A 24,414-nucleotide genomic window follows, 5' to 3' on the forward strand; every position below is an offset into this window, starting at 1 on the left:
GTCCCCCATGGCCCATTCCGTCCTGACGGCCCCGATGGCCACTATCGGTGTCCCCACTGAGATCAAAGCCGACGAACAACGCGTGGCGCTCACCCCGGATGCCGTCCGCGAACTGGTGACCCAGGGCCTTGAGGTGCGCATCCAGAACGGAGCAGGCGCAGGAGCAGGCATCAGTGACGACGCCTTCGCTGCAGCGGGGGCCCGACTCGTGGAACGTGAGGAAGCCTGGGCGGCTCACCTGGTGGTGAAAGTGAAAGAGCCGCAACCAATGGAGTTCAGTCTTCTGCGGGACGACATGGTGCTGTTCACCTACCTGCATCTGGCGGCTTACAGCCAGGTGGGAGAGGCACTCCTGGATGCCGGTACCACGGGAGTGGCCTATGAAACGGTTCAGCTGGAGAACGGAAGCCTGCCTCTGCTGGCCCCGATGAGCGAGATCGCAGGGCGACTGGCTGCCCAGGTGGGATCCAGGCTTCTGGAACGCCCCAATGGCGGACGTGGTGTCTTGATCGGTGGATGCACAGGCGTGCGTCCAGCTCGCGTTGTGGTGCTGGGAGCCGGCACGGTGGGTTGGAATGCAGCGCGACTCGCAGCGGCGATGGATGCCGAGGTTCTGCTTCTGGACCGGTCCCCGGAACGGTTGCGCAGCCTTGAAGCCGACCGTCGTGGTCGACTGACCAGCATGGTCAGCAGTCGTGGACTTCTGGAGCGCTTGGTTCCAACAGCTGACCTGTTGATCGGCGCTGTACTTACCCCGGGTGGTCGGGCACCGACATTGGTGGATGAGGAGATGGTGAAGCAGATGACGCCTGGATCGGCGATCGTCGATGTTGCTGTTGACCAGGGAGGGTGTGTGGCCACGAGCCGTGAGACCACGCACACCGATCCAACAGTGTTCATCCATGGAGTGCAGCACTATGGCGTTGGCAACATGCCGGGAGCCGTGCCCTTCACCTCAACCGAAGCTCTGGTGAGCGTGACCCTGCCCTACATCCTCGGCATCGCAGGCCGTGGACTGGAGGAGGCCGTCACCGAGCGTCCCGAGTTGCTTTCAGGGCTGAATACCGTGAAGGGTGCGGTCTGCCATCCAGGAGTCGCCAAAGCTCTGGGGGTTCCACCGCGCCACCCGATGGCCTGCCTGCGCTGATTTTTCAGTCGAGTGAGCGGATGTAGAGCCACTCTCCTGTTGCTGCGCCATCACGTCTGCGGAACAGCGAGTGTTCCTTCAGCACATGGCGTTGCCCACCGGCGCTGAAGACGGCCTCGAAACGTACGGTGCCCTCAAGATCCTCAGAGCAACCGGCCTCAGAGTCCAGCACTGTGAGGCCATGCCACTGGGTCTGCCGGCAGCTGAGACGCAGCTCCCGACGCCGCTCGACAGGGGTGCGGGCACCGTCGGGATGGGTTGCGATCAGGTACTCCACCTCCGCAAGCACATACGCGGCGTAGCGAGAACGCATCAACTGTTCCGCTGTCACCGCCTTCAGCCTTCCTCGATGCAGAGGACCGCAACACTGGTCCAGCACCAAGCCGCTGCCACAGGGACATGCCCGCACTGGCGGCTTGGCGAAGCCAACTGCCATTAATTCAGCTCCCGCAGAGCTGGGAAGGGACGCCCAAGAGAGGGGATGGCGATGCCCTCGCGCAGAGCAACCAACAACCCGGCTGCTTCCACATAAGAGGCAGCCTTCAGAACCTGATGACCCACACCCAGAGCCTCCGCACTGACCGACAACACACCCGGATTGAGAACCGCGATCACAGGAACATTTCGCTCCAGGCATGCAAACACAGCCTCTCCGCCAAGCGCACCATCGGGCACCACAAGGGCACCCAACTGGTCGGCAACGAGATCGCCAGGCATGCTCGCACTCCCGGCGGAAAGATCCAGCAGATCCGGAGCCCTGCTGAGTCCCACCAGCACACAGGCCAGAAAGGTATGGCCAAGCTCCTCGCCTGCGGCTCGAGGGTCAAGGTCAGCGTCGAGGGGCAGAGGCGCCAGTGCTGGAGCATGGGCGCAGGGAATCTGAAGATGGCGAACCAGCAAGTGACTGATCACCGCTTCAGCTCCCGCAAGACCATCCACGCCTCTGCCGTGGCGGTATGCCGTCAACGCCTCACTGGTGAACTCTTCGGGGAACCGGGCAACCACAGCGATGGCGGTTGACCCTGCTGCCTTGAGGCGCTCACCCGCTCTCAGCAGCGCATCGGGGCGATCCAGAGTGCCCCAGCTTGTGCCGCTACCAGCTGCGCAAAGGTGCACACCAAGAGGGGCATCGGTTGTGACTACTGCGTTGATATCAAGGCCCAGACTGGCTCTGCAACCCTCAGCGACCTGTCGGTGTCGTATCCGCAGATCGCTCTCGATTCCGGCATCCAGCAACAGGCCGATGCGTTGATTGCGCCTGGGACGCAAACCCCAGGCAGAGGAAGCAAAACGGTCGAGCCCGTAACCCTCGACGTAATGAATGCGTGAATCACGCCAATACAGAGAAGCTCCGTTGATCACATTGGGATGGGTGATCAGGCAACCGCTGGCCGCTGCCAGCAGTCGGGCACTCGGCAGGGCATCCCCGGCAAACCCTCCAACCTGACAGCCGATGCCGGTGGGCACAATCATCAGCGTGGGCATCGGCGCCACCGATAGCGTCATGCGTCGATCAGCACAGCTTCAACCTCAAGCGCAGTGGGAGAGCCTTCAGGGGAAGGATCGATCGAGGTGATTGCCCAGCGCAGGGGCTCACCCTCCAGACGCAATTGCTCAAGGACCCAGGAACGCAAGCTTTTCACAGGGAGTGATTCTGGAGTGATCAGCGACATCCTCTTGAACATGAGCTTCAGGGGAACTTTGTTCAATTTTCAGACTCCCGGGCTTTGCGAACAGCAGAACAAGAATATTTGCTTGAAGTCAAAGCATGAAGTGAGCCATATCAAACAGCATTGAAAGGTCAAAGATTTCAGTCAATACAACAATTGACCACCAATATACCGACAGGAATTTGTGTGTTCCAACCTCAGGAGAATGCCAATAAAAGGATTAGCATCTGACCAGAAATTTTTCTTTCAAACAGCAAGGAAAGATCACTTTCGCCAATGCATTCCTGATTCCGAAGACTCTTGCCCAATCTGTATCCAACGCAGAAGGCAGGTCGAAAGCATCAACTCAGCTCTGGTATTGGCCGAACTGAGCCTCATACAGAGCATCCTCCTGCCCTGCCGTTGCAGCGAGATCAGAACGCGGAAAGGAGACACAGAGAAGAGCGAAGCCCTCTTGACGAAGATCCTCCTTCACACCCATGGCATCGGGTTGGTGGACCTCGCCCTCCTGGATGCGTGCTGCGCAGGTGGTGCAGACACCTGCGCAGCAGGAGCTGGGCACTGGCACTCCTGCCGCTTCCGCAGCGGACAAAACGGTCTGATTGTCGCGGCACTGGAAATGATGCTGCTGGCCATCCAACTCAATGGTGATGGCATATACAGCTGGAGTGACGTTGCTCATCGTTTCTGGATTGCTCCCATCAATGGGCTTTCGTCAGCGTAGAGGTCGCCTGAAACCAGTTCAGTGTCACTGCCTAGGCAACGTCAAATAAAAAAGCCGGCCATCTGGCCGGCTGAAGGACGCAAACAGATTGGCAATGATGCCAAAGCCGATCAGGCCATTGCTGCGGCGCCGCCCACAACCTCAAGAATCTCCTGCGTGATGGCCGCCTGACGCGCCTTGTTGTAGTCAAGGGTAAGCGTCTTGGCGAGAGCCTTGGCATTGTCACTGGCATTGTTCATGGCCGTCATTCGGCTTGCCAGTTCAGAGGCCGCCGCTTCCTGCAACGATCTCAGCAGCTGATTCTGCAGATAAAGGGGCAGGAGCGCATTGAGCAACTGATCCGGACTCTGTTCAAAGACAATGTCCGAAGGCAGCTGAGGCTGGGTGTTGGCCGGACCCTCGCCCGATTCAACGCGGAGCTCTCCATCCTTGGTGGTGAGACGGAAGATCTCGTCATCAGCCTCAGCGATGCCCTGGGGATCCAGGGGAAGCAGAGTCTGAACAACCGGATTGCAACTCACCAGATTGATGAACTTCGTGTAGATGATCTCAACACGATCAGTGCTCCCGGAGAGAAACTCTGCAAAAACCTCATTGGCGATGGAGCCAGCTTCGTCGGCGGTGGGAACCTGCTCAAGACCGGTGAAGGTGGCCTGAATCGGATAGCTCCGGTTGGTGAAATAGCTGATGGCTTTACGTCCGATCAGAACCAGATCAACCTTGTATCCCTTGCCCTGAAGCTCAGCGAAACGCATCTCGGTGCGTTTGATGATGTTGGCGTTGTAGCCGCCACAGAGACCGCGGTCACCGGTGACAGCCACAAGCGTGATGGTCTCGACGTTGCGCTGCTCCAGCAGAGGAGCATCGGCGTCTTCGAAACGCATGCGTGCCTGGAGGTTTTCAAGCAGTCGAGCAAGCCGATCCGCGAAGGGTCGACTGCGCAACACCTGTTCCTGAGCACGCCGCACCTTTGCCGCAGCCACGAGGCGCATGGCCTCGGTGATCTTGCGGGTGTTTTTGACAGACTTGATCCGGTCTCGGATCTCCTTCAGATTTGCCATGTCTCAGAGCCTCAGTTGGCGGAAGCCAACATGGTGGAGGTGACTTCGGAGATGGCCTCCTTGAGCATGGTTTCGGCTTCGGGGCTGAGGACCTTCTCGTCCTGAATCTTCTTGATGAACTCAGGCTTGTTGCTCTTCAGGTATTCGCGCAGTTCCCTGGAGAACTGAACCACTTGATCCACAGGGACGTCATCGATCAGACCTTTGACACCTGCATAAACGATGGCGACCTGTTCAGCCAGGATCAACGGACTGAACTGAGGTTGTTTCAGCAGTTCACGCAGGCGCTTGCCGCGACCCAGCTGTTTCTGCGTTGCCGCATCAAGATCGGAAGCGAACTGAGAGAACGCAGCCAGTTCATCGAACTGAGCCAGTTCCAGCTTCAAGGTGCCGGCGATTTTCTTGATGGCCTTGGTCTGGGCAGCGCCGCCGACCCGGCTCACTGAAATACCCACGTTGATGGCGGGACGCAGACCGGAGTTGAAGAGGTCGGAACTGAGGAACACCTGACCGTCGGTGATCGAAATCACGTTGGTGGGGATGTACGCGGACACGTCACCAGCCTGGGTCTCAATGATCGGCAGGGCCGTCATGGAACCTTTGCCCATGGCGTCGGACAACTTGGCTGCACGTTCAAGCAGACGACTGTGGCAGTAGAAGACATCACCGGGGTAGGCCTCACGTCCGGGCGGACGACGAAGCAGCAGAGACATCTGGCGGTAGGCCTGGGCCTGCTTGGAAAGGTCGTCGTAGATGACCAGGGTGGCCTTGCCCTTGTACATGAAGGCTTCTGCGATCGAAGCCCCGGTGTAAGGAGCGAGATACTGCAGAGCTGCGGGATCGGAGGCGTTGGCCGCAACGATCACGGTGTAATCCAGTGCTCCACGCTCACGAAGAACCTCGGTGACCTGGGCCACGGAAGCGGCTTTCTGACCGATGGCGACATAGACGCAAACCACATCCTGATCGGCCTGATTCAGGATGGTGTCGATCGCAATGGCTGACTTACCGGTCTGGCGGTCACCAATGATCAGCTCACGCTGGCCGCGACCGATGGGGATCATCGCGTCGATGGCGGTGATGCCGGTTTGCATCGGCTCGTGCACCGACTTGCGCTGAATGATGCCTGGAGCGGGGGACTCGATCAGACGGGTCTCGGTGGTGGCGAGATCACCCTTGCCGTCCAGAGGAACTCCAAGGGAATTGACGACCCGGCCGAGAAGGGCATCGCCAACGGGAACAGAAGCGATCTTCCCTGTTGCACGAACGGTGCTGCCCTCCTGAATTCCAAGGCCTTCACCCATCAGCACGGCGCCGACATTGTCATCCTCGAGATTGAGGGCGATGCCTTCGGTGCCGTCTTCGAATTCAACGAGTTCGCCAGCCATCACTTCCTGAAGGCCATAGACGCGGGCGATGCCATCACCCACCTGCAGGACAGAACCAACGTTGCTGACAGAAACAGACTTGTCGTAGTCCTCGATCTGCTGCTTGAGAATCGCGCTGATCTCGTCGGGACGGATGGAAACCATGGCTGGTAAACCCTTTGACGGGGGATAAGAGAAAAATCTGAAGGGTGAAGAAAAAACGGTCAGCCCGCTTTGGCAAGCGAGAGACCGAGTCGTCTTACTTGGCCGGAAAGACTAGCGTCGATGACCTGGGAGCCAACATTGATCACGAAGCCACCAATCAAGCTGGGATCAATGGTGAGATCGATTTCAACGGAACCGCTTCCCACCATGGACTGGACCTTGGCGGTGAGCGATGCTTTCTGAGAGTCGGACAGGGCCTGGGCCGAACGCACATGGGCCAGCGATATCTTGCGGGATTCGCGATAAAGCTCGAGATACCGACCCAGGACGGCATCAAAGGCAGTGAGTCGGTAGCGGTCGGCCAGAACCTTGAGCAGATTCAGCAATGAAGGCTGAACCTGCTGGCTCAGGAGCTGTTCGAGCGCTTTCTTCTTGGCCGTCGGCTCAAGCACCGGAGACGTCATGGCATCGCGCAGTGAATCACTGCTGTCCCACAGAGCGATGAGCTCTTTGCACTGGGCAGCCACCTCTTCCGATTCATTGCGAGCATTGGTCACCTGCAGCAATGCTTCGGCGTAAGGGGTGGCCAGAGTATTAAGCAGGGGCATCAGGCGTCCTCCAGATTGTTGATGGAGGCATCGATGAGACGGGCTTGAGCCGCAGAATCGAGACGTCCGGGAAGATCAGCCATCACTTTGTCGATGGCTGCCAGGGCAGCTTCTCGGCGTAGCTGCTCGGTGAGACGAGCACTCTCAGCATTGAGGTCAGCAAGAGCATCCTGCTTCAGAGCAGCCATCGCCTCGATCGTGCGTTGCTCGCCATCAGCCCGGATGGCCTGTGCCCTGGCTTTGCCGTCAGCACGGATCTTCTCAGCCTTTTCTTTAGCGGAGTCGAGATCAGCCTGAGCCTTGCTCAGTTCTGTTGTGGCGGTTTTGAGACGGGCTTCCGCATCATTCAACTCCTTGAGAATCGATTCACGCCGCCGCTCAAGAATGCCGCCAAGCAATCCCTTGAGAAAATAGACAAGTAACCCGATGACAATGACCAGATTGATCAGGTTTGTCTCAAGAGGATTGAGGTTGATCGCGAAACCACCCTCTGCAGCAAGGAAATTGACAAAAGACATCATGAAACGGCCAGCAGACGTTGAATGATCTTTGTGCTGAACTCATCGACTTTGCCCATCAGCTGGGACTGAGCCTGCTCTCGCTGAGCCTCAATCTCACGGCGAGCCTTCTCTCGCGTGCGATTGGCGTCCGCCTCGGTCGTTGCGATCGCCTCGCGGTAAAGGTTGTCGACCTCCTGCTCAGCCTCGAGAATCGCTGCCTGAGCGGACTGGCGAGCTCCCTTGAGTTGTTCAGTGAGTTCAGCCTCTAGACGCTGAACTTGCTCAAGCTTCTGCTTGGCATCGGCAAGGCTTGTGGAGATGTAGCCCTCACGGTCCTCCACGACCTTGCCGACCGGACGGAAGAAGAGGGAATTGAGCAGGAAGGTCAGGAGAACCACCTGAACTGCCATCAACGGCAGGGTGGCATCGAGGTCGAAGAGACCTCCCTCCGGCACCGCTGCTTCAGCAAGCAGAAGCCAGGTCATGAAAGAGGAGCGCTGAGGAAAAGCTGTAGAAGAAAGGAATCACATCAGGGAGCTGCCATCGGCATGACGGAGCTCCCTGGGAATGGATCAACCGGCGAAGGGGTTGGCGAACAGAAGCACCAGAGCCACAACCAGGCCGTAGATCGTCAGCGACTCCATGAATGCCAGAGAGAGCAGCAGGGTGCCGCGGATCTTGCCTTCAGCTTCAGGCTGGCGGGCAATACCTTCAACAGCACCTTGGGAAGCGCTGCCCTGACCGATGCCAGGGCCGATAGCCGCCAGGCCAACAGCGAGGCCAGCAGCAACGACGGAAGCTGCGGAAGTGATGGAATCCATGTTGAGAGGGTTGGGGGGGGGTGCGCAGTAGCGCTGAGCAAATGAAGTGGGGATTGGTTCCCCCTGCGCAGGGACACTCTCTGTTGCAAGAGAGCGGGCCCGAGTCATGAGCGTCGGACCTACGCGCAGAAGTGTTTAGCAGATCGCCTTATCGGCGAGCATTTGTCACCTAATGGTGTTCGTGAAGGCCTTCACCGATGTAGAAGGCTGCAAGCGTTGCAAAGATCAGAGCTTGAATCGCGCTGGTGAAAAGTCCGAGCAGCATCACAGGCAGCGGAACGATTAAAGGGACCAGATAAACAAGAACTCCAACCGCAAGTTCATCAGCGAGAATGTTTCCGAAAAGACGGAATGACAGGGAAAGAGGTTTTGTGAACTCCTCAATGATCTTGAAGGGAAGCATGATCGGAGTCGGCTCTACATAGAGCTCGAAAAACCTCAGCCCCTTCTTGCTCAAACCCGCATAGAAATAGGCGAGAGAGACGAGCAGAGCCATCGCAACGGTGGTGTTGATGTCTGCCGTAGGAGCACCCAGTTCACCTTCAGGAAGTTCAAAAACTTTCCAGGGAATCAGGGCACCACCCCAGTTGCTCACAAAAATGAACAGGAAGAGGGTTCCGATGAAGGGCAGCCACTCTCGATAATATTTTTCTCCGATCTGATCACGAGCAAGATCACGCAGATAGTCCCAGAGAAATTCGAGCAGGTTCTGCACACCCCTTGGGTCGCGATCCAGCTTGCGAGTCCCAACAAGGACGAGAGCAAGGAGTGCGCCGATCAGGATCCAGGAACTCAGAAAAACCTGGCCGTGCAGGTTGAGATTGCCGATCTGCCAATACAGATGGTTCCCAACCTCCAGTTCAGCGAAAGGCAGTGTGTAAGGCAGCAAAGCCATTGAATGCAGAAGGGGATGCGCTAATTCAGCCGTCGATGACGGTCTGAAGGATCAAGGCGGGTTTATAGAGAAGGAAACCGATGAAAGCTGGAAGGATCTCGAGCTGGGGGAACTTGGCCGCTGCAACAACGAGCAGCACAGGCACAACCAGCTGAAAACGACCAACTTGACGGGAACCTCCGCCGAGCCGAGCCACACTGCGGGCGAGAAGACGCAGGTAAAGAACACCAGCGCATGAACCCACCAACAGGCTGCGGGCAACCATGACGTCGAAACCAACCAGCGCGATGAGGAACGCAACCAGTGAAACCGCCAGGGTGGCCAGCATCAGACGTTGTTGAAGCCTGGCGTAATCACCCATTCCAGAATCGATTGCAACGGAAGCCGCTGTTGATTCGGTGGAGTCGTTAGCCAGCAAACAATGCCTGAGGAAGCGCGCGGAATCTATCACGCGTTTTCTCACGCTCAGGTTCTGATGGCCTCCAGAAGCAGCAGCCGGCGCGACAGGAGACCTCTGGCGACGGAGGCGGTCTCCGGCCCGAATTCCAGCTCACCCAAACAGGTTTCTGGACGTTGTTCAACCGCTTCCAGCAGTGCCAGTTCGGATTCGGAGAGCGCTATCGGCTCAAGATCAGGGCCCAGAAGACTGGATGAAGGCCATCCCCACAGACAGGACTGTCGTCTGCCGAAGGCCTGGAGCAAAACAGCATCGTCTTCCCAGACGTTGGATCGCACGGATCGTTTCGCCACAAAGAACTCGAAATGACTGATCTCCGGATCGAGGTCTTCGACAAGCAGCCACTGTTCACGCTGTGGAAGCATTTCTGCTCGCTGAAGAAGTTCCCCTGCAAGCAGACGGTTCAGATCCCATACAGCGGGATTCGAGAAGCCGGCGAACTGCAGGCCGGCGGCATCGATCAAGCCGAACAGGCGACTGAGGTCATAACTGGTCTCCTGGGGGTGGAGATACATGTCAGCAAAATTTGCGTCCGCTGCGGTATCAATCAGCCAGCGTTGCTCATGGTTCTGACGCAAGCGGTTGCCCTCCGGCAGAACCTCGAACAGCTCTCGGCCGAGACGAAGACCTTCGGCGCCGCAACCAGCGCCCAAACGGGACAGCGCACGCTGGGTTCGATGAATCTCCCAGCGTCCTGCGTCGGCGTAGAGGAACAGGTGAATCAATCCTGTGTCCGCCAGAAGCGACCCCAGGGCCTTCAGGCCCTCAAGCGGCTCGCGCAGGTGATGCAGCACACCCACGGAATTGATGTAGTCGAAAGGTCCCTCGCCCTGAAGATCAAGAAGGCTGCGCTGCTCCTGGCGCAACCCCTTGACCTGATCCGCCGCACCTGATCTCCTCAGCCGTTCGCGAGCAAGCTCGAGCGCTCCGGCACTGATATCCACCGCGAGAACCTCCGCTCCCGGGTTGAGATGGCAGAGGTAATCAGTACTGACGCCTGTCCCACAACCTGCATCGAGAATTTTCGGGGAAGCGGCTTCATCGGCACTTGAGGGCACTGCGCCATGCACAGCTGCCAAAACGCTCTCCAGACACCAGCGCCAGTTGTAACCCGGAGGCGGTCCGTCCTGCAGTGGATCCCCGGGATATGGGAAACGGTCATAAAAATCACTCACAACAGGAGTGGCGGCATCCGAGGGCTGGGGGTTCATCGGCGCGTCGGTTTCCGATCTCATTATTTAGGTCTGGATCGTTTCAGGGCGGCCATCAGAAAAGGGCTGAAGGACAAACCCCTGCAAACATTTGTTCATGCCGGATCAGGAGCCCTTAGGACGAGCCGTAACGTGTCCGAATCCGGCTTGCTCCCGTTCATGACCGTGACCGCCAGCAGCGGCAGCCCAAGGGTTTCCCCCCAGCTGTTCGACACCCTGCCGCTCTCCAGCGTTCGTCAGGCGGAACAGCAGGACCGTTTTCCGGATGGGGGCGAACTCGACACGCTGATCACGTTCTTCCGCAGCGGCAATGACCGCCTGGAAGCGTCAAAGATCATTGCCGCCAATGCCGAAGCGATCGTGGCCCGCGCGGCCAACAGGATCTTCGTCGGAGGAACTCCGCTTTCGTTCCTCGAGGCGCCGCTCAGCACAGGCGAGGTGTCCAGAACCCAGGCCGTCGATGCCGCCCCGCTGGCCGCCGACCAGGCCGCCTTCGAGCAATCCGTGCGCACCTTCACGGGTGACAGCGGTGTCACCAAGCGCGGCAATTTCTTCACCCGGCTTTTCGATGTCGCCGGCGGCGATGCCGATGTACGTGTCGTTCTGCCCACCGGCTTCACCGCCATCAGCGTGGCCAAGTATGGCCCTGCATTCATGCGCAAATCGGTGCGCGACCTGGGCTGGTTTCTCCGCTATGTGGGCTATGCCTTGGTGGCCGGAGATCCAAGCATCCTTGCGGTGAACACGCGCGGGCTGCGCGACATCCTTCTCAAAAACTGTTCTCTGAACGCCACCAACGTTGCGCTTCAGGAAATGCGAGGAGCCTGTGCAGAGCTGCTTCGAGAGAGCCCTGAGGCACGCCGACTCACCATCGACTGCTTCAACGTGCTCCTGAAGGAGCTGGCCATAGCCACACCCTCCACCAAACAGAAGCTCGGCAGCCCTGTCAGCCAAGGGCTTCAGCTTCCGGCGATCTACTCCCTTGCTGCGGAAACATCACAACGCTTTGAAATGCGCCCTGGCCTGTCGGGTGCGGAAAAATCCGAAGTGATCCGTGCGGCCTACAGACAGGTTTTTGAACGTGACATTGCCAAGGGCTATTCACAGAATCCCTGCCGCTCAGAAGCCAGTCAGCTGGTGCAGGGCAAGATTTCGATGCGGGAATTCATCCGCGCCTTGGGCAGAAGCAAGGAATACCGGAATCAGTTTTACGGACCTTTTGTCAACAGCAGGGTGGTGGAGCTGGCCTACCGCCATTTCCTCGGACGAGGCATCAGTTCTCTTGAGGAATTCCGCAAAGCATTCTCAATCGTCAGCGATCAGGGCCTGAACGGTCTCGTTGATGTGATTGTGAACAGCAGTGAATACGCACAGACCTTCGGGGAGGAAACTGTTCCGTATCTGCGTGATCTGGGTGAAGAGGCTCAGGAGAGCGCTGGCTGGGGGTCCAACCGGCGACTGTTCCGCTTCAGCGCTCCGTTTGAGGGAGCACCTCAGTACGTCACGCTCTATGCCTCGTACCGGCAGCCACTTGCTGACCAGCATGTTTACGGGGGCGGCAATGATCCGGTCGGCAATCAGTACGGAGCGATCTTCCCTTCAGACACCGCTTCGGTGACGACGCGTCCTGCACCCTTCAGCTATGACACCCGCCGCCTGCTGGTGAGCAACGGCATGGCGCAACCGGGACAGATGGACAGTCCTCAGTTCCGGGGCAGTCGCCCGCGCAAGGTGGGACCAAGGGTGGTTCGACTCCAGCAGATCTCCACTGGCGGTTCGGCGCTTCCAAGCCGCGGCGGCCAGCCGAGTGTTCGCAACACCGAATCCTCCACCCAGGCGGTGATCAAAGCCGTGTACATCCAGGTGCTTGGCAATTCCGGCTACGACGGTGAACGCCTTAACTCCCAGGAAGCCCGTCTGGAAAACGGAGACATCAGCCTCCGTGACTTCATTCGAAGCGTGGCTCGCTCGGATGCCTTCCGTCGTCGCTACTGGGAAGGCCTTTACATCGCCAAGTCGATCGAAGTCATGCACCGTCGACTTCTGGGCAGACCCACCTTCGGTCGCTGGGAGATCGATGCTCTCTTCGACACCGCAGCTCGCCGTGGGTTTTACGGTTTGGTCGATGCCTTGATCGACAGCAAGGACTACAAAGACTGCTTCGGTGAAGACACTGTTCCCTATGAACGCTTCATTACTCCCAAGGACCTGACCACGCGCCGTGCTCCGGGATTACGCAGGGCATTGGATCCCTCGATCGGGTCCAGAGTCGATGTGTCAATGACACCTCGGCCCGAAGCGATCCGTCGGGAAGCATTCCGCTCCACAGGCGACGTCACCAAGAGAAATATCGCAGACAAGAATCAGCCGAGCCGCTTCGCCGGCAAGTGGACAGCAGACATCAGCGGCTTCACGCCCCCGGAACAGCTGGCAGCTTTCATGCTCCAGCGCACATCGGGCAATGCGGCATCCAGGAATCAGTTCTCAACTGCATCGTTCTCCAAGCGTGCAACAACTGGCCTTCAGGCTGCTCTTCCTCTGGGCGATGCCAGTGGCTACAGAAAACGTGGGGGCCTCCCCACACAGGCGTCACTTGCAAAGGTGTCCAGCGAATCGGAACTGAGGGAGATTCTTGATGCCACCTACCGACAACTGTTGAACCGCGTACCCCTGGAGACTGAGCGCCTCACCACAGCGGAATCACTGCTCAGAGATGGCCAGATTGATCTCGATGGCTTCGTTGAGTCGGTTGCTATGAGCGAGCCATTCCAGGATCGACTCTCACGGATGGCACCACTGCGGGCTGCTACAGCGGCAAGCATTGCAATCCTCGGCAGGGCCTCAACTCCTTCGGAAACAAGTCGCTTCCTTCAGGTGAGGGCGGCCTCAGGACAGCCCACCGCTGTTCGTAATCTGCTGGAACTCCGCGCTGAGATCGGTTCTGAACCCTCTGATGTGCCAGGGCTGAGCACTCTGAGCTCCCGCAGTGGAGTGCCGCAGTCCACGATCACTCGAACGGCCAGCCTCTACGGCGGCAATGCCGGCCTGACCCCACGACCTGACGAAGCCCTCTGAGCGTTCCATTCAGAAGGTGGAATTGAAGCCTTATTGCATGGCTTTACGGCATTGATTAATTCTTGATACGGAGATATCAAAGCCTCTGTTTTTTGCTGATTTTTTTATAAACAAACAGACCTACAAAATCAGCAAGAAGCTCAAATTCAGCCGCTTACACTGGCAATGAAGATCTGTTACCAGCGCACATCCTCTCCCTGCTGCTGCCTGAGAATTAAGGAGGTTTAACGGCTCCTGGCCCTGCGGGGAGCACGAATTCCATAACGGAAGATCAACAGATACAACATCTGAAGGCCTTCCGACTCGGATCTCAGCGATCCGAGGCCCCGCGGCCCTTAAGCTGCATCCCGATCTCAATCGAGATCACCACACCACTCACCGGATATCGGCCTCCTACGGGCGGCTGCTTGCTTCGAGGTAGAACTGCATGAGCATCGTCTCCAACTCGATCATCAACGCGGACGCCGAAGCCCGCTATCTGAGTCCAGGGGAACTGGACCAGATCAAGGCGTTCGTCAGCGGAGGCCAGCGTCGCCTGCGAGTCGCTCAGGTTCTCAGCGAGAGCCGTGAGCGCATCGTCAAGACTGCAGGCGGTCAGCTTTTTCAGAAGCGTCCTGACGTCATTTCTCCTGGCGGCAATGCCTACGGAGAAGCCATGACGGCAACATGTCTGAGGGACATGGATTATTACCTTCGTCTCGTCACCTACGGCGTCGTCGCCGGCGATGTGACTCCGATCGAGGAGATCGGCGTGATCGGAGCCCGCGAGCTCTACAGATCCCTCGGCACCCCCCTCGAGGCCATGGCAGAAGCCGTTCGTGAGATGAAAACCGTCGCCATGGGCATCCTCAGTGGTGCTGATGCCGAGGAAGCCGGCTTCTACTTCGACTACGTGGTGGGCGCTCTCGCCTGATCACCGGAACCAACGCCCCTTCACGTCACTCCTGAGTCCATGCAAGACGCGATCACCAACGTCATCAACAAGTCCGACGTCCAAGGTCTCTACCTGGATACGGCATCCATGACCAACCTTGAGAGCTACTTCGCCAGTGGTGAACTGCGCGTGAAGGCTGCCGCAACGATCAGTGCGAATGCTTCCGCCATCATCCGAGATGCTGTCGCCAAGGCTCTGCTGTATTCGGACATCACCCGTCCCGGCGGCAACATGTACACCACCCGTCGCTATGCAGCCTGCATCCGCGATCTGGATTACTACCTGCGCTACTCCACCTACGCGATGCTCGCCGGCGACACCTCCATCCTCGATGAGCGCGTGTTGAACGGCCTCAAGGAGACCTACAACTCCCTGGGCGTGCCTATCGGTGCAACAGTGCAGGCCATTCAGGCCATGAAGGAAGTCACCGCCTCCCTTGTCGGCTCTGATGCAGGCAAGGAAATGGGTGTGTACTTCGACTACATCTGTTCCGGTCTCGGCAACTGAGACCCATGCGGTTGTTCAAAGTCACCGCCTGCATTCCCAGCCCTGAAAAGGTTCGGACGCAGAGAGAATTACAGAACACCTTCTTCACCAAGTGGGTCCCCTACGACAGCTGGTTTGCTGAACAACAGCGCATCCAGAAGCAGGGAGGACGAATCATCAAAGTGGAGCTCTGCACCGGCAATCAACAGATCAACGTCGGCAACTGAACTGATTGAACTGACCCAAGTGAATTCAATGGTGAGCAAGACCCGGCCTCTGGTCGGGTTTTTTATTGAGCTCCCTTGGCAAACCGTCGAGAGGACGGCTCAATACATGCAACATCTCCGATCGTTTTGAGCAGCCCCACTGTGATCTCCAAAAGGAGTCGATCCTCACCTCAGGGCAGTGCTCGCGAACGACACAAGGCCGCTTCAGTGCCCAAGCCCTTGTGGCAGCGTTATCTGCCTCTCGACTGGTCACTCTGGCCAGCGGAGGCGCGCCTGCTGCTGACACTCACGGCCATCTGGAGCCTGGCTGGTCTGTTGGTGCTCGCATCAGCCAGCTGGTGGGTGGCGGCCCGTGAACAGGGAGAAGGGGCTTATTACGTCAAGAGACAGCTGGTTTGGATGGCAGCCAGCTGGAGCCTGATGTCCTTCACTGCCTCAATCAATCTGCGCCGCTGGCTCAAGCTGGCAGGGCCAGCGCTCTGGATCGGCTGCCTGTTGATTGCAGCGACCCTGGTGATGGGAACCACTGTGAACGGGGCCAGCCGCTGGCTGGTGATCGGGCCGATTCAGATTCAGCCTTCCGAACTCGTGAAACCATTCGTGGTGCTGCAAGCTGCGACTCTCTTCGCTCACTGGAAACGGACAGGCCTGGATCAGAAGCTGCTGTGGCTGAGCAGTTTCGGAGTTCTGGTGCTGCTCATTCTCAAGCAGCCCAACCTCAGCACCGCGGCACTCACCGGCCTTCTCATCTGGCTCATGGCCTTTTCCGCCGGACTGCCCCTCTTTCAGCTGTTCGGCACGGCGATCGGAGGCGCATTGCTGGGCACAGCAAGCATCCTGATCAATGAATATCAACGGTTGCGGGTGATCTCCTTTCTGAATCCCTGGAAGGATCCTCAGGGTGATGGATATCAACTGATTCAAAGCCTGCTGGCAATCGGCTCGGGTGGTGTGTTCGGCCAGGGTTTCGGCCTCTCAACCCAGAAACTCCAATACCTGCCGATTCAGAGCACCGACTTCATCTTCGCGGTCTATGCCGAGGAATTCGGACTGGTGGGCTCCCTGCTGCTGCTGCTGTTTCTGATGTTGATCGGCTATCTGGGGCTGCGTGTTGCGCTTCGCTGCCGAAACAATCAGGCCAGGCTCGTCGCGATTGGTTGTTCGGCGCTCCTGGTGGGGCAATCCGTGATGAATGTGGCTGTGGCCTCCGGGGCAATGCCAACCACAGGTCTGCCCTTGCCGTTGGTCAGCTACGGGGGCAACTCATTGCTGTCAAGTTTGATGATCGTTGGACTCCTGATCCGCTGCTCCCTCGAATCCACGGGTTTGATCGGTGGACGTGGGCAGGGGCAACGACCGGCGGTTGATCGACGCCGGCAACGTTCTGATCGATAGGCTGAATTCCGATTTCTCATTGATCGGCTTCACCATCGCCTTCCTTGACCTGGCACTGTCCGATCTGGCCCGAAGCGGTGAAGACCTGCTGAACCATGCACTCCAGCAGCCTGGTCCACTCAGCCTGGGAGCCGTGCTGGTGGTTGGAGCCCTGACCAGTCTCGGCCCCTGCTCACTCTCTCTGCTGCCGGTGACGCTGGCCTATCTCGCCGGTTTCGAGAGCGAGCAACCGCCTTGGCAGCGCAGCATTGCCTTCTGCGGGGGCATTGTCGGGGCCCTGGTGGTGCTGGGCAGCCTGAGCGGACTGCTCGGAGGTATCTACGGTCAGGTGCCAGGACTGATCCCAACCCTGGTGGCTCTGCTTGCAGTGGTCATGGGACTCAACCTTCTTGGAGTGGTGCGACTGCCACTTCCGAGCGGCCCAGACCCCGACGCATGGAGCCGAAAAGTGCCCGCACCTCTTGCGCCTATCGCAGCTGGTCTTGCGTTCGGCCTCGCGGCCTCTCCCTGCACCACTCCTGTGCTGGCCGTTCTGCTGGGCTGGATCGCCAGCAGCGGCAATGCGCTAACAGGCCTTCTCTTTCTGAGCTGCTTCGGAATCGGCCAGGTCCTGCCATTGCTGCTTGCGGGAAGCATGGCCGCGTCACTTCCCAAACTGATGGCGATGCGCTCGATCAGCCGCTGGATCCCGAGCATCAGTGGCGTCGTGCTGCTCACGATCGGCACCCTCACCCTGCTGTCGAGGCTTGTCTGAGCATGCGTTTTTTGAAACGAATGCTGGCCTTGATCTCAAGCCTGCGGCTGGCCATTCTGCTGCTGCTGCTCATCGCTCTGGCCAGTGCGGTGGGCACGATCATTCCCCAGCAGGAAGACCCTGAGCTCTATCTGGAACGGTTCAATACAGATCCATGGCTGGGGCTGATCAACGGAGACCTGATGCTGCAGTTGCAGCTCAATCACGTCTATTCGAGCGTGTGGTTTCTTTCGCTGCTGGCCCTGCTGGGGCTGGCACTCACGCTGTGCAGCTGGAGGCGTCAGTGGCCCACCCTGAAGGCGGCACTGCGCTGGACCGACTACTCCCGTCCCCGTCAACTGAGCAAACTGGCTCTTGCCGAGACCATCTCCTGCACTGACAGTGGTGCCGCGCTGAACGGACTGGCCTCCGAGCTCAGAGGGCAGGGCTGGAACGTCAGAGAGCAGACCGGACGACTTGCGGCCCGAAGGGGTGTTGTCGGGCGTGTGGGGCCTCTGCTGGTTCACACGGGCCTGGTGATGCTCCTGATCGGAGCGGCCTGGGGTGCCCTGGCGGGACAACGTCTCGAGCGATTTCTCGCACCTGGACGCTCGCTGGACCTGCTCAGTCCTTCAGGGGAGAACAGACTCAGCCTCACCCTGCAGGATTTCGCCATTGAGAGGGATCCTGCTGGTCGGCCGGAACAGTTCAGTTCCACCCTGCTGCTGACCCCCCAGGGAAACCCTGAGGAACAACGCAACATCAGCGTGAACCATCCTTTGCGCTACCAGGGCATCACCGTGTATCAGGCGGACTGGTCACTGGCGACCATCACCGTGCAGATCGGCCGAAGCCCCCTGCTTCAACTACCGCTGAGCACCTTCCCTGAGCTAGGAGATCAGATCTGGGGACTGGTGCTGCCAACGCGACCGGACGGGAGTGAACCGGTGTTCCTCAGCACCAGCAGCGAACAGGGACCGGTGCAGGTGTTTGATGCAGACGGAAATCTGCTCACCAACCTCAGGCCCGGAGGAGACGGTGCTGAGATTCAGGGACTGCCATTGAGAGTGGTCGAGATCATGCCGGCCAGCGGATTGCTGCTCAAGCGGGATCCAGGCGTTCCACTGGTTTATGCAGGCTTTGCGATCACGCTTCTCGGAGGTGGACTGAGCATGGTGGCCACGCGTCAGATCTGGGCGGTAGCTGAAACACAACAGGCCAAACTGCATGTTGGTGGGCTGTGCAACCGAAACCTCGCAGGCTTCGCAACGGAGCTACCCCAGCTGATCAACAGGGTTGACGCTCTCCATGGCTGACGCGCACCACGGTGTGCACGTTTCCACGGGGATAGAAATCCGCCTCCAGCTGCATCCAGACCGGATCACAGGCCTCGACTAGATCATCAAGGATGCGGTTGGCAACCTCCTCATGGGAGATGGTCCTATTCCTGAAGCTGTTCACGTAGAGCTTGATGGCCTTCAGCTCAACAACACGCGGTCCGGGTTGATAAAGAAGTCGCAGCACAGCGAAATCCGGATACCCGGAGAACGGGCAGAGGCAGGTGAATTCAGGAAGCTCAATGGAGACCTCATAAGCGCGGCCCTCGCGAGGGTTGTCAAAACAAATCAGCTCGGCATCAGCAATGGCCCGCTCGCCATAGAGAGGGGTGCGGGTCGTCTCTGCGGGTGATGCACTCATGGGCGGGAAGCCAGACAACGGTTTGTGAAGACACTAAAACCCGACCCGACGGCCACCATCGCTTAGGAACACTCGAGAAACCAGGAATTTCTCGACCGATTCAGCTCAAACTGTTCACCGCGAACAACATTAATGCGGTAGTAATGCATTGAGAGACAAACCGTTGGGCTCGGGACCGCTCCAGCAGTCCCTTCCAGCCGGAAGTAGCCACCCGCACGGCGAAGCAACGCTCTCTCCCACGAAGCGATCCCGATCAACGATCGGAGCACACACCATCCCTTCGAGGCCACTCCCATGACCAGAACACAGCGCACCTACCGGGGCATCCCCTACGACCCGGCACAGCATGAACGCCTGAGCCAGGCCAAGGTCGACCACACCTATCGCGGCCAGCACTACGAAGCCCCTCTGAGCCACGCAGCTGCAGCGGAAACGACTGTGGAACTCCACTACCGAGGCAGCATCTATCAGCACCGCTGCGCGCAGGCCAGAAATCTCGTCAACTCCTGATTCGGTATCAACGCGTACATCCGCAAAGGGACTGACGAGCCGTAATGGGTTAGCCACTAAGTCTTCTTCATGGATCTCCGCTTGCTCGCTGAAGGCACCTCCTTCCGGTTGGTACCTGCCAGCGTTCATGGAATCCTCTGGCTTCAGACCCATTTCGAATCCGAGCACTGGGAGCTTCTCGCAGAAGGTCACGTGATCGTGAGCCGCACAGATGCTGAGACGCTCATGGCGGACGCTTCCCTTGCAGGCCTCCTTCTAAATCCGCTGCCTTCCCTCTCTTCAACACAACACGCCTGAGCTCTTAGCTTTTCCAAAGCCGGATAACAGCCATGAAAAAAGTCGAAGCGATCATCCGTCCTTTCAAGCTTGAAGACGTCAAACTTGCTCTGGTCAATGCTGGGATCGTCGGCATGACCGTGAGCGAGGTTCGTGGTTTCGGTCGTCAGAAAGGTCAGGTGGAGCGTTACCGCGGTTCTGAGTTCACCGTTGAATTTCTTCAGAAGCTCAAGATTGAAGTGGTGATCGACGATGGGCGTGTTGACACTGTGGTCAATGCCATCGCCGAAGCGGCAAAAACCGGTGAGATCGGTGACGGCAAGATCTTCATTTCTCCCGTTGACACTGTGGTTCGCATCCGCACAGGCGATCGCGACAGCTCTGCACTCTGAGTCCACCAGAACGGCTTTGGATCAGGTGCTCAGAGTGTCTGACACAACACTGTTGATCACACTGTGGTTGAAGTCCCGATCCTCCTGTGAGGTCAGCCAGAGCAGATATTCATGGTTTCCGGCAGGGCCGGTGAGTGGTGAAGCCACCAGGCCTCTGGCTTCCCATCCGATCGGGTTGGCGGCTTCGATCACGGCGATGATGGCGTCCACGTGCGCAGCGGGGTCACGCACAACACCACCTTTGCCGACTCTCTGACGCCCCACCTCGAACTGGGGCTTCACCAGCACGATGGCTTCGCAGTGATCAGCATCTGGACCTTCGTTGCTCATCAGACCCCGCAGGGCCGGCAATACAAGCCGCAGAGAGATGAACGAAACATCCGCCACAGCCAGCGTCGGACGTTGTTCATGCTCACCGTAGAGGTCTTCAGCCGTCAGACGTCTCAGGTTGGTGCGTTCCCGCAGGACCACCCGCTCATCAGTGCGAAGACTCCATGCAGTCTGGCCATACCCGACATCAATGCCGTAAACCCTGCTGGCACCGTGTTGCAGCAGGCAATCGGTGAACCCACCGGTCGAAATTCCGCCATCGAGGCAGACCCGTCCACGCACCTCAACCGGGAAGGTCTTCAAGGCACCCAGGAGCTTGTCTCCACCTCTTGAAACGAATCGCGGCGGTTGCTCAACCTCAAGGGGAGCATCTTCCGGCACCTCCAGTCCAGGCTTCTCGAGGCGCTGTCCATGGGCGTCGCGCACCTTGCCGGCACGGATCAAACGCTGGGCCTGCTGACGGGAAGAGGCCAGGCCCAAAGTGAGCAGATGCAGATCCAGACGGCGTTTGCGAGCCATTTCTTCATAAAAGCAGAGTCGAAATCCGAACAAACTTGCATGGTTCGCCCCTGAGAGCTGACAACTCCTTGAGGATCGTTCCGAGCCGCACCACGGTCATGTCCGCCAAGCAGCACCCACGCCACCGCCCAAAGCCTCGCAATGTGGTGGAACTTCTGCACCCCGGCACCTTCGTCACCATCGAGAACCACCCCAGCGATCTCCCACCTTTCCAGGTGATCGAATGCAGGGGAGGTCTCTGCACGGTGAGACAACAGGCCTGGGGACTGCACGTGCAATGGGAGGTTGAGCATCGCCGTCTGCGCTCAGCCTGAGCTCGCTGAGATGAACCAGCGTCACCGTATGGTCAGGGATTGACCGTTTGTCTGCGATCCCTTGATCGAGCGCTACACCTTGCCCGAAATGGGCACGATCTGGACCGACCAGGCCAAGTATCAGAGCTGGCTTGACGTTGAAGTGGCGGCCTGCGAGGCCAACTGCAGCCTGGGACGCGTTCCAAAGGAAGCCATGGAGGACATCCGCAGCAAGGCGGCTTTTGAGCCAGAGCGGATCCTTGAGATCGAAGCGGAAGTGCGTCACGACGTGATCGCTTTCCTGACCAACGTCAACGAGCACGTCGGAGCCTCGGGTCGCTACATCCACGTGGGAATGACCAGCAGCGATGTGCTGGACACAGGTCTGGCCTTGCAGCTCAAAGCATCCGTCGTACTGCTGAGGAAGGAACTCAGCGCCCTTGACGCCGCCATCGCCAAACTGGCGGGGGAGCACAAATCCACCGTGATGATCGGTCGCTCCCACGCCATTCATGGTGAACCGATCACGTTTGGATTCAAGCTGGCCGGCTGGCTGGCCGAAACCCGTCGCAATGACGAGCGCCTCGAACGGTTGGAACGGGATGTGGCCGTGGGTCAGGTCAGTGGAGCCATGGGCACCTACGCCAACACCGACCCTGAGGTGGAACGGCTCACCTGCGAACGACTCGGACTGACAGCCGACACCGCAAGCACTCAGGTGATTTCTCGCGATCGGCATGCGGATTACGTGCAGACTCTGGCGCTGGTTGGTGCCTCACTGGACCGTTTCTCCACTGAAATCCGCAACCTGCAACGCACTGATGTGCTCGAGGTGGAAGAAAGCTTTGCCAAGGGGCAGAAAGGCAGCTCGGCCATGCCGCACAAGCGCAACCCGATCCGCAGTGAACGCATCAGCGGCCTGGCCAGGGTTCTGCGCAGCTATGTCGTCGCTGCCCTGGAAAATGTGGCGCTCTGGCATGAGCGAGACATCAGCCACAGCTCAACCGAGCGGATGATGCTCCCCGACTGTTCGGTGACACTGCATTTCATGCTGCGGGAGATGACAGCTGTGGTGGCAGGTCTTGGGGTCTACCCGGGAAACATGCTCCGCAACATGAACGTGTACGGCGGTGTGGTGTTCAGCCAGCGGGTGTTGCTCGCTCTGGTGGATGCGGGAATGAGCAGGGAAGACGCTTATCGGATGGTGCAGCGCAACGCCCACAGCGCCTGGAACATCGACGGGGGGGATTTCCGCAGCAATCTTGAAGCGGACCCGGAAGTCACGGCCAGGCTCGACACTCAGCAACTGAACGATTGCTTCAGTACCGATCTTCACCAGGCGAACCTGGGGGTGATCTGGGACCGCCTGGGACTCTGAGACCTGGCCTGAACCATGTTCTGGACCCCCTATGCAGACTGGATTTACGTGGTCGTCAGCGTCAGCGGCATGTTGCTGATCATTGTCCTCGTGCTGCGGCCCGGAGCGGGTCCAGACCCGTAACGCACTCATCTGCCCTGCGATGCCAGACGCAACCAGAACCGAACACGACAGCATGGGGGCCGTCGAAGTCCCTGCAGATGCCCTCTGGGGAGCACAGACCCAGCGGTCCCTGCAGAACTTCGACATCGCCGATACCCGTGTACCGGTGGAGCTTGTTCATGCGCTCGCACGCATCAAACAGGCGGCAGCCTGCGTGAATGCCAGCCTCGGAGTGATCAGTGAATCAGAGTGTGACGCCATCGTGACCGCCGCAGCGGCAGTGGCGGATGCACAGCACGATGATCAGTTTCCCCTGCGCGTCTGGCAGACCGGCAGCGGCACCCAGACGAACATGAACGTCAATGAGGTGATCAGCAATCTGGCTGCGCGGGCCGCCGGCGAACCGCTCGGCAGCCACAGGCCAGTTCACCCGAATGACCATGTCAACCGCTCCCAGTCCACCAATGACGCCTTTCCGGCAGCGATTCATCTGGCGACCGCGGAAGGTCTCGAACGCCGCCTGCTGCCCGAACTCGACCGATTGATCGGTGCTTTTGCAGCCAAGGCGGAGCTCTGGAAGGACCTCGTGAAAATCGGTCGCACCCACCTGCAGGATGCGGTTCCGCTGACCCTGGGCCAGGAAGCATCGGCATGGCGGGACCAGATTTTGGTCGCCCGCACCCGTGTTGCATCCAGCCTGGCGGAGGTCTATCCGCTGCCACTGGGGGGCACGGCGGTGGGAACCGGCCTCAATGCTCCCGACGGTTTCGCCGAGCAGGCTGCGGAGGAACTGGCCAGGCTCACAGGACTGGCCTTCAGCTCAGCTGACAACAAGTTTGCGGTGATGGCGAGCCATGACGGGCTGGTGCATGCCATGGCCCAGCTGCGACTGCTTGCGGGAAGCCTGCTCAAAATTGCCAACGACATCAGGCTTCTGGCCTGTGGCCCGCGCGCAGGTCTGGCGGAGCTGCATCTGCCCGAGAATGAACCGGGAAGCTCGATCATGCCCGGGAAAGTGAACCCGACACAGTGTGAGGCGATGGCCATGGTGTGCACCCAGGTGATCGGTCTCGATGCGGCTGTGGCGATGGCCGGTTCCGGTGGCCATCTGCAGATGAACGTCTACAAACCGCTGATCGGCTTCAATCTGCTGCAGTCGATCACCCTGCTCACGGATGCCTGTCGCTGCTTCCGGGTGGCCATGGTCGAAGGGATCGAACCGAACAGAGCCAGGATTCAGAGGGATGTCGAACAATCGCTGATGCTGGTCACGCCTCTGGCGCCGATCATCGGCTACGACAAAGCCAGTGCGATCGCCAAATACGCCCATGAACAGGGCCTCAGCCTCAGAAATGCAGCTCTGGATCTGGGTTATGTCAGCGGCGAGGATTTCGACCGCATCGTCGATCCCGCCGACATGGCACGACAGCAGGGCTGAAG

At 58.9% G+C, this 24,414-nt stretch carries 30 protein-coding genes; 15 read left to right on the forward strand and 15 right to left on the reverse strand.

The features are described from left to right. The first annotated feature begins 7 nt into the window (after positions 1–7). Complete coding sequence (gene ald, locus SIB73_RS09615) at positions 8–1,147, forward strand: alanine dehydrogenase (protein WP_413405584.1); 1,140 nt, start codon at positions 8–10, stop codon at positions 1,145–1,147. Between the two features lie 4 nt (positions 1,148–1,151). On the opposite strand, the gene SIB73_RS09620 is transcribed toward ald, so the two are convergent. The 13 genes from SIB73_RS09620 to SIB73_RS09680 form a co-directional block, all read right to left on the reverse strand. After that, positions 1,152–1,583 (reverse strand): YchJ family protein, encoded by a 432-nt coding sequence (locus tag SIB73_RS09620; protein ID WP_413405582.1) that lies wholly within the window; start codon positions 1,581–1,583, stop codon positions 1,152–1,154. Then, positions 1,583–2,653, reverse strand: a complete 1,071-nt coding sequence (locus SIB73_RS09625) for a DUF3326 domain-containing protein (RefSeq protein WP_413439587.1) — start codon at positions 2,651–2,653, stop codon at positions 1,583–1,585. Before SIB73_RS09625 ends, SIB73_RS09620 begins: the two co-directional genes overlap by 1 nt. After that, the gene (locus SIB73_RS09630) at positions 2,650–2,832 is read right to left on the reverse strand and encodes a hypothetical protein (protein ID WP_413439588.1); all 183 of its coding nucleotides are present in this window, start codon (positions 2,830–2,832) and stop codon (positions 2,650–2,652) included. Before SIB73_RS09630 ends, SIB73_RS09625 begins: the two co-directional genes overlap by 4 nt. A 331-nt stretch (positions 2,833–3,163) precedes the next feature. Next, positions 3,164–3,499, reverse strand: a complete 336-nt coding sequence (locus tag SIB73_RS09635) for a 2Fe-2S iron-sulfur cluster-binding protein (protein WP_413405576.1) — start codon at positions 3,497–3,499, stop codon at positions 3,164–3,166. A gap of 152 nt (positions 3,500–3,651) precedes the next feature. Next, positions 3,652–4,602, reverse strand: coding sequence for a F0F1 ATP synthase subunit gamma (locus SIB73_RS09640; RefSeq protein WP_413405574.1), 951 nt, complete (start codon positions 4,600–4,602; stop codon positions 3,652–3,654). An 11-nt stretch (positions 4,603–4,613) separates the two neighbouring features. Next, positions 4,614–6,134, reverse strand: a complete 1,521-nt coding sequence (atpA, locus tag SIB73_RS09645; RefSeq protein WP_413405572.1) for a F0F1 ATP synthase subunit alpha — start codon at positions 6,132–6,134, stop codon at positions 4,614–4,616. A 59-nt stretch (positions 6,135–6,193) separates the two neighbouring features. Next, a complete protein-coding gene (gene atpH, locus SIB73_RS09650) occupies positions 6,194–6,742 on the reverse strand; it encodes an ATP synthase F1 subunit delta (RefSeq protein WP_413405570.1) in 549 nt (182 codons plus the stop codon). Then, on the reverse strand, positions 6,742–7,260 hold the full coding sequence (locus SIB73_RS09655; protein ID WP_413439589.1) for a F0F1 ATP synthase subunit B: 519 nt from the start codon (positions 7,258–7,260) through the stop codon (positions 6,742–6,744). The genes atpH and SIB73_RS09655 overlap by 1 nt, the downstream gene beginning before the upstream one ends. Further along, the gene (locus SIB73_RS09660; RefSeq protein WP_413405566.1) at positions 7,260–7,727 is read right to left on the reverse strand and encodes a F0F1 ATP synthase subunit B'; all 468 of its coding nucleotides are present in this window, start codon (positions 7,725–7,727) and stop codon (positions 7,260–7,262) included. The genes SIB73_RS09655 and SIB73_RS09660 overlap by 1 nt, the downstream gene beginning before the upstream one ends. Positions 7,728–7,814: 87 nt before the next feature. Continuing rightward, positions 7,815–8,063, reverse strand: a complete 249-nt coding sequence (gene atpE, locus SIB73_RS09665) for an ATP synthase F0 subunit C (RefSeq protein WP_007098848.1) — start codon at positions 8,061–8,063, stop codon at positions 7,815–7,817. Positions 8,064–8,232: 169 nt separating this feature from the next. Further along, positions 8,233–8,958, reverse strand: coding sequence for a F0F1 ATP synthase subunit A (gene atpB / locus SIB73_RS09670; RefSeq protein WP_413405564.1), 726 nt, complete (start codon positions 8,956–8,958; stop codon positions 8,233–8,235). Between the two features lie 25 nt (positions 8,959–8,983). Continuing rightward, positions 8,984–9,319: a hypothetical protein gene (locus tag SIB73_RS09675; protein WP_413406294.1), complete on the reverse strand. Its 336-nt coding sequence runs from the start codon at positions 9,317–9,319 to the stop codon at positions 8,984–8,986. Positions 9,320–9,423: 104 nt separating this feature from the next. Continuing rightward, on the reverse strand, positions 9,424–10,626 hold the full coding sequence (locus SIB73_RS09680; RefSeq protein WP_413405562.1) for a class I SAM-dependent methyltransferase: 1,203 nt from the start codon (positions 10,624–10,626) through the stop codon (positions 9,424–9,426). A gap of 159 nt (positions 10,627–10,785) precedes the next feature. Here SIB73_RS09680 and SIB73_RS09685 point away from each other — a divergent pair, with 159 nt between their 5' ends. From SIB73_RS09685 to SIB73_RS09715, 7 genes are all read left to right on the forward strand, one after another. Then, positions 10,786–13,701 carry a phycobilisome rod-core linker polypeptide gene (locus SIB73_RS09685; protein ID WP_413405560.1) on the forward strand — a complete coding sequence of 972 codons (2,916 nt, stop codon included), beginning with the start codon at positions 10,786–10,788 and terminating at the stop codon, positions 13,699–13,701. Between the two features lie 427 nt (positions 13,702–14,128). Further along, entirely contained in the window at positions 14,129–14,614 is a 486-nt protein-coding gene (locus SIB73_RS09690) for an allophycocyanin (protein ID WP_067095786.1), read from the forward strand. Positions 14,615–14,653: 39 nt separating this feature from the next. Next, positions 14,654–15,142, forward strand: coding sequence for an allophycocyanin subunit beta (apcB, locus tag SIB73_RS09695; protein WP_413405558.1), 489 nt, complete (start codon positions 14,654–14,656; stop codon positions 15,140–15,142). A 5-nt stretch (positions 15,143–15,147) separates the two neighbouring features. Continuing rightward, positions 15,148–15,348, forward strand: coding sequence for a phycobilisome linker polypeptide (locus SIB73_RS09700; RefSeq protein WP_413405556.1), 201 nt, complete (start codon positions 15,148–15,150; stop codon positions 15,346–15,348). 144 nt (positions 15,349–15,492) lie between these two features. After that, on the forward strand, positions 15,493–16,743 hold the full coding sequence (locus tag SIB73_RS09705; RefSeq protein ID WP_413406292.1) for an FtsW/RodA/SpoVE family cell cycle protein: 1,251 nt from the start codon (positions 15,493–15,495) through the stop codon (positions 16,741–16,743). 85 nt (positions 16,744–16,828) lie between these two features. Next, positions 16,829–17,497, forward strand: coding sequence for a cytochrome c biogenesis CcdA family protein (locus tag SIB73_RS09710; RefSeq protein ID WP_413406290.1), 669 nt, complete (start codon positions 16,829–16,831; stop codon positions 17,495–17,497). Positions 17,498–17,499: 2 nt separating this feature from the next. Next, the gene (locus SIB73_RS09715) at positions 17,500–18,792 is read left to right on the forward strand and encodes a cytochrome c biogenesis protein ResB (RefSeq protein WP_413405554.1); all 1,293 of its coding nucleotides are present in this window, start codon (positions 17,500–17,502) and stop codon (positions 18,790–18,792) included. On the opposite strand, the gene queF is transcribed toward SIB73_RS09715, so the two are convergent. Further along, positions 18,764–19,174, reverse strand: a complete 411-nt coding sequence (gene queF, locus SIB73_RS09720; protein WP_413405552.1) for a preQ(1) synthase — start codon at positions 19,172–19,174, stop codon at positions 18,764–18,766. The genes SIB73_RS09715 and queF overlap by 29 nt on opposite strands. Before the next feature lie 294 nt (positions 19,175–19,468). Between queF and SIB73_RS09725 the strand changes: the two genes are divergently transcribed. From SIB73_RS09725 to SIB73_RS09735, 3 genes are all read left to right on the forward strand, one after another. Then, positions 19,469–19,684 carry a DUF4278 domain-containing protein gene (locus tag SIB73_RS09725; RefSeq protein WP_413405550.1) on the forward strand — a complete coding sequence of 72 codons (216 nt, stop codon included), beginning with the start codon at positions 19,469–19,471 and terminating at the stop codon, positions 19,682–19,684. A 69-nt stretch (positions 19,685–19,753) separates the two neighbouring features. Beyond that, positions 19,754–19,981: a hypothetical protein gene (locus SIB73_RS09730; RefSeq protein ID WP_413405548.1), complete on the forward strand. Its 228-nt coding sequence runs from the start codon at positions 19,754–19,756 to the stop codon at positions 19,979–19,981. A gap of 32 nt (positions 19,982–20,013) precedes the next feature. Beyond that, positions 20,014–20,352: a P-II family nitrogen regulator gene (locus SIB73_RS09735; protein WP_413323596.1), complete on the forward strand. Its 339-nt coding sequence runs from the start codon at positions 20,014–20,016 to the stop codon at positions 20,350–20,352. A gap of 21 nt (positions 20,353–20,373) precedes the next feature. Here the strand turns inward: SIB73_RS09735 and SIB73_RS09740 are convergent, their stop codons facing one another. Continuing rightward, a complete protein-coding gene (locus SIB73_RS09740; protein WP_413405546.1) occupies positions 20,374–21,201 on the reverse strand; it encodes a TlyA family RNA methyltransferase in 828 nt (275 codons plus the stop codon). Positions 21,202–21,299: 98 nt separating this feature from the next. Between SIB73_RS09740 and SIB73_RS09745 the strand changes: the two genes are divergently transcribed. The 4 genes from SIB73_RS09745 to fumC all read left to right on the forward strand — a co-directional run bounded on the left by SIB73_RS09745 (position 21,300) and on the right by fumC (position 24,412). Beyond that, positions 21,300–21,515 carry a hypothetical protein gene (locus tag SIB73_RS09745; RefSeq protein ID WP_413405544.1) on the forward strand — a complete coding sequence of 72 codons (216 nt, stop codon included), beginning with the start codon at positions 21,300–21,302 and terminating at the stop codon, positions 21,513–21,515. A gap of 61 nt (positions 21,516–21,576) precedes the next feature. Continuing rightward, positions 21,577–22,872: an adenylosuccinate lyase gene (gene purB, locus SIB73_RS09750; protein WP_413405542.1), complete on the forward strand. Its 1,296-nt coding sequence runs from the start codon at positions 21,577–21,579 to the stop codon at positions 22,870–22,872. Between the two features lie 15 nt (positions 22,873–22,887). Next, positions 22,888–22,995: an adenylosuccinate lyase gene (locus SIB73_RS09755; protein WP_413405541.1), complete on the forward strand. Its 108-nt coding sequence runs from the start codon at positions 22,888–22,890 to the stop codon at positions 22,993–22,995. Positions 22,996–23,014: 19 nt separating this feature from the next. Further along, a complete protein-coding gene (gene fumC, locus SIB73_RS09760; RefSeq protein ID WP_413405539.1) occupies positions 23,015–24,412 on the forward strand; it encodes a class II fumarate hydratase in 1,398 nt (465 codons plus the stop codon). Positions 24,413–24,414: the final 2 nt, after the last annotated feature.

The organism is Synechococcus sp. MIT S9509 (assembly GCF_047303035.1).
In the GTDB taxonomy this organism is placed as follows: domain Bacteria; phylum Cyanobacteriota; class Cyanobacteriia; order PCC-6307; family Cyanobiaceae; genus Synechococcus_C.

Coding starts and splice junctions, on each gene's coding strand:
- ald (WP_413405584.1), top strand. CDS start 8: ATGGCCCATTCCGTCCTGACGGCCCCGATGGCCACTATCGGTGTCCCC.
- SIB73_RS09620 (WP_413405582.1), bottom strand. CDS start 1,583: ATGGCAGTTGGCTTCGCCAAGCCGCCAGTGCGGGCATGTCCCTGTGGC.
- SIB73_RS09625 (WP_413439587.1), bottom strand. CDS start 2,653: ATGACGCTATCGGTGGCGCCGATGCCCACGCTGATGATTGTGCCCACC.
- SIB73_RS09630 (WP_413439588.1), bottom strand. CDS start 2,832: ATGTTCAAGAGGATGTCGCTGATCACTCCAGAATCACTCCCTGTGAAA.
- SIB73_RS09635 (WP_413405576.1), bottom strand. CDS start 3,499: ATGAGCAACGTCACTCCAGCTGTATATGCCATCACCATTGAGTTGGAT.
- SIB73_RS09640 (WP_413405574.1), bottom strand. CDS start 4,602: ATGGCAAATCTGAAGGAGATCCGAGACCGGATCAAGTCTGTCAAAAAC.
- atpA (WP_413405572.1), bottom strand. CDS start 6,134: ATGGTTTCCATCCGTCCCGACGAGATCAGCGCGATTCTCAAGCAGCAG.
- atpH (WP_413405570.1), bottom strand. CDS start 6,742: ATGCCCCTGCTTAATACTCTGGCCACCCCTTACGCCGAAGCATTGCTG.
- SIB73_RS09655 (WP_413439589.1), bottom strand. CDS start 7,260: ATGTCTTTTGTCAATTTCCTTGCTGCAGAGGGTGGTTTCGCGATCAAC.
- SIB73_RS09660 (WP_413405566.1), bottom strand. CDS start 7,727: ATGACCTGGCTTCTGCTTGCTGAAGCAGCGGTGCCGGAGGGAGGTCTC.
- atpE (WP_007098848.1), bottom strand. CDS start 8,063: ATGGATTCCATCACTTCCGCAGCTTCCGTCGTTGCTGCTGGCCTCGCT.
- atpB (WP_413405564.1), bottom strand. CDS start 8,958: ATGGCTTTGCTGCCTTACACACTGCCTTTCGCTGAACTGGAGGTTGGG.
- SIB73_RS09675 (WP_413406294.1), bottom strand. CDS start 9,319: ATGGGTGATTACGCCAGGCTTCAACAACGTCTGATGCTGGCCACCCTG.
- SIB73_RS09680 (WP_413405562.1), bottom strand. CDS start 10,626: ATGAACCCCCAGCCCTCGGATGCCGCCACTCCTGTTGTGAGTGATTTT.
- SIB73_RS09685 (WP_413405560.1), top strand. CDS start 10,786: ATGACCGTGACCGCCAGCAGCGGCAGCCCAAGGGTTTCCCCCCAGCTG.
- SIB73_RS09690 (WP_067095786.1), top strand. CDS start 14,129: ATGAGCATCGTCTCCAACTCGATCATCAACGCGGACGCCGAAGCCCGC.
- apcB (WP_413405558.1), top strand. CDS start 14,654: ATGCAAGACGCGATCACCAACGTCATCAACAAGTCCGACGTCCAAGGT.
- SIB73_RS09700 (WP_413405556.1), top strand. CDS start 15,148: ATGCGGTTGTTCAAAGTCACCGCCTGCATTCCCAGCCCTGAAAAGGTT.
- SIB73_RS09715 (WP_413405554.1), top strand. CDS start 17,500: ATGCGTTTTTTGAAACGAATGCTGGCCTTGATCTCAAGCCTGCGGCTG.
- queF (WP_413405552.1), bottom strand. CDS start 19,174: ATGAGTGCATCACCCGCAGAGACGACCCGCACCCCTCTCTATGGCGAG.
- SIB73_RS09725 (WP_413405550.1), top strand. CDS start 19,469: ATGACCAGAACACAGCGCACCTACCGGGGCATCCCCTACGACCCGGCA.
- SIB73_RS09730 (WP_413405548.1), top strand. CDS start 19,754: ATGGATCTCCGCTTGCTCGCTGAAGGCACCTCCTTCCGGTTGGTACCT.
- SIB73_RS09735 (WP_413323596.1), top strand. CDS start 20,014: ATGAAAAAAGTCGAAGCGATCATCCGTCCTTTCAAGCTTGAAGACGTC.
- SIB73_RS09740 (WP_413405546.1), bottom strand. CDS start 21,201: ATGGCTCGCAAACGCCGTCTGGATCTGCATCTGCTCACTTTGGGCCTG.
- SIB73_RS09745 (WP_413405544.1), top strand. CDS start 21,300: ATGTCCGCCAAGCAGCACCCACGCCACCGCCCAAAGCCTCGCAATGTG.
- SIB73_RS09755 (WP_413405541.1), top strand. CDS start 22,888: ATGTTCTGGACCCCCTATGCAGACTGGATTTACGTGGTCGTCAGCGTC.
- fumC (WP_413405539.1), top strand. CDS start 23,015: ATGCCAGACGCAACCAGAACCGAACACGACAGCATGGGGGCCGTCGAA.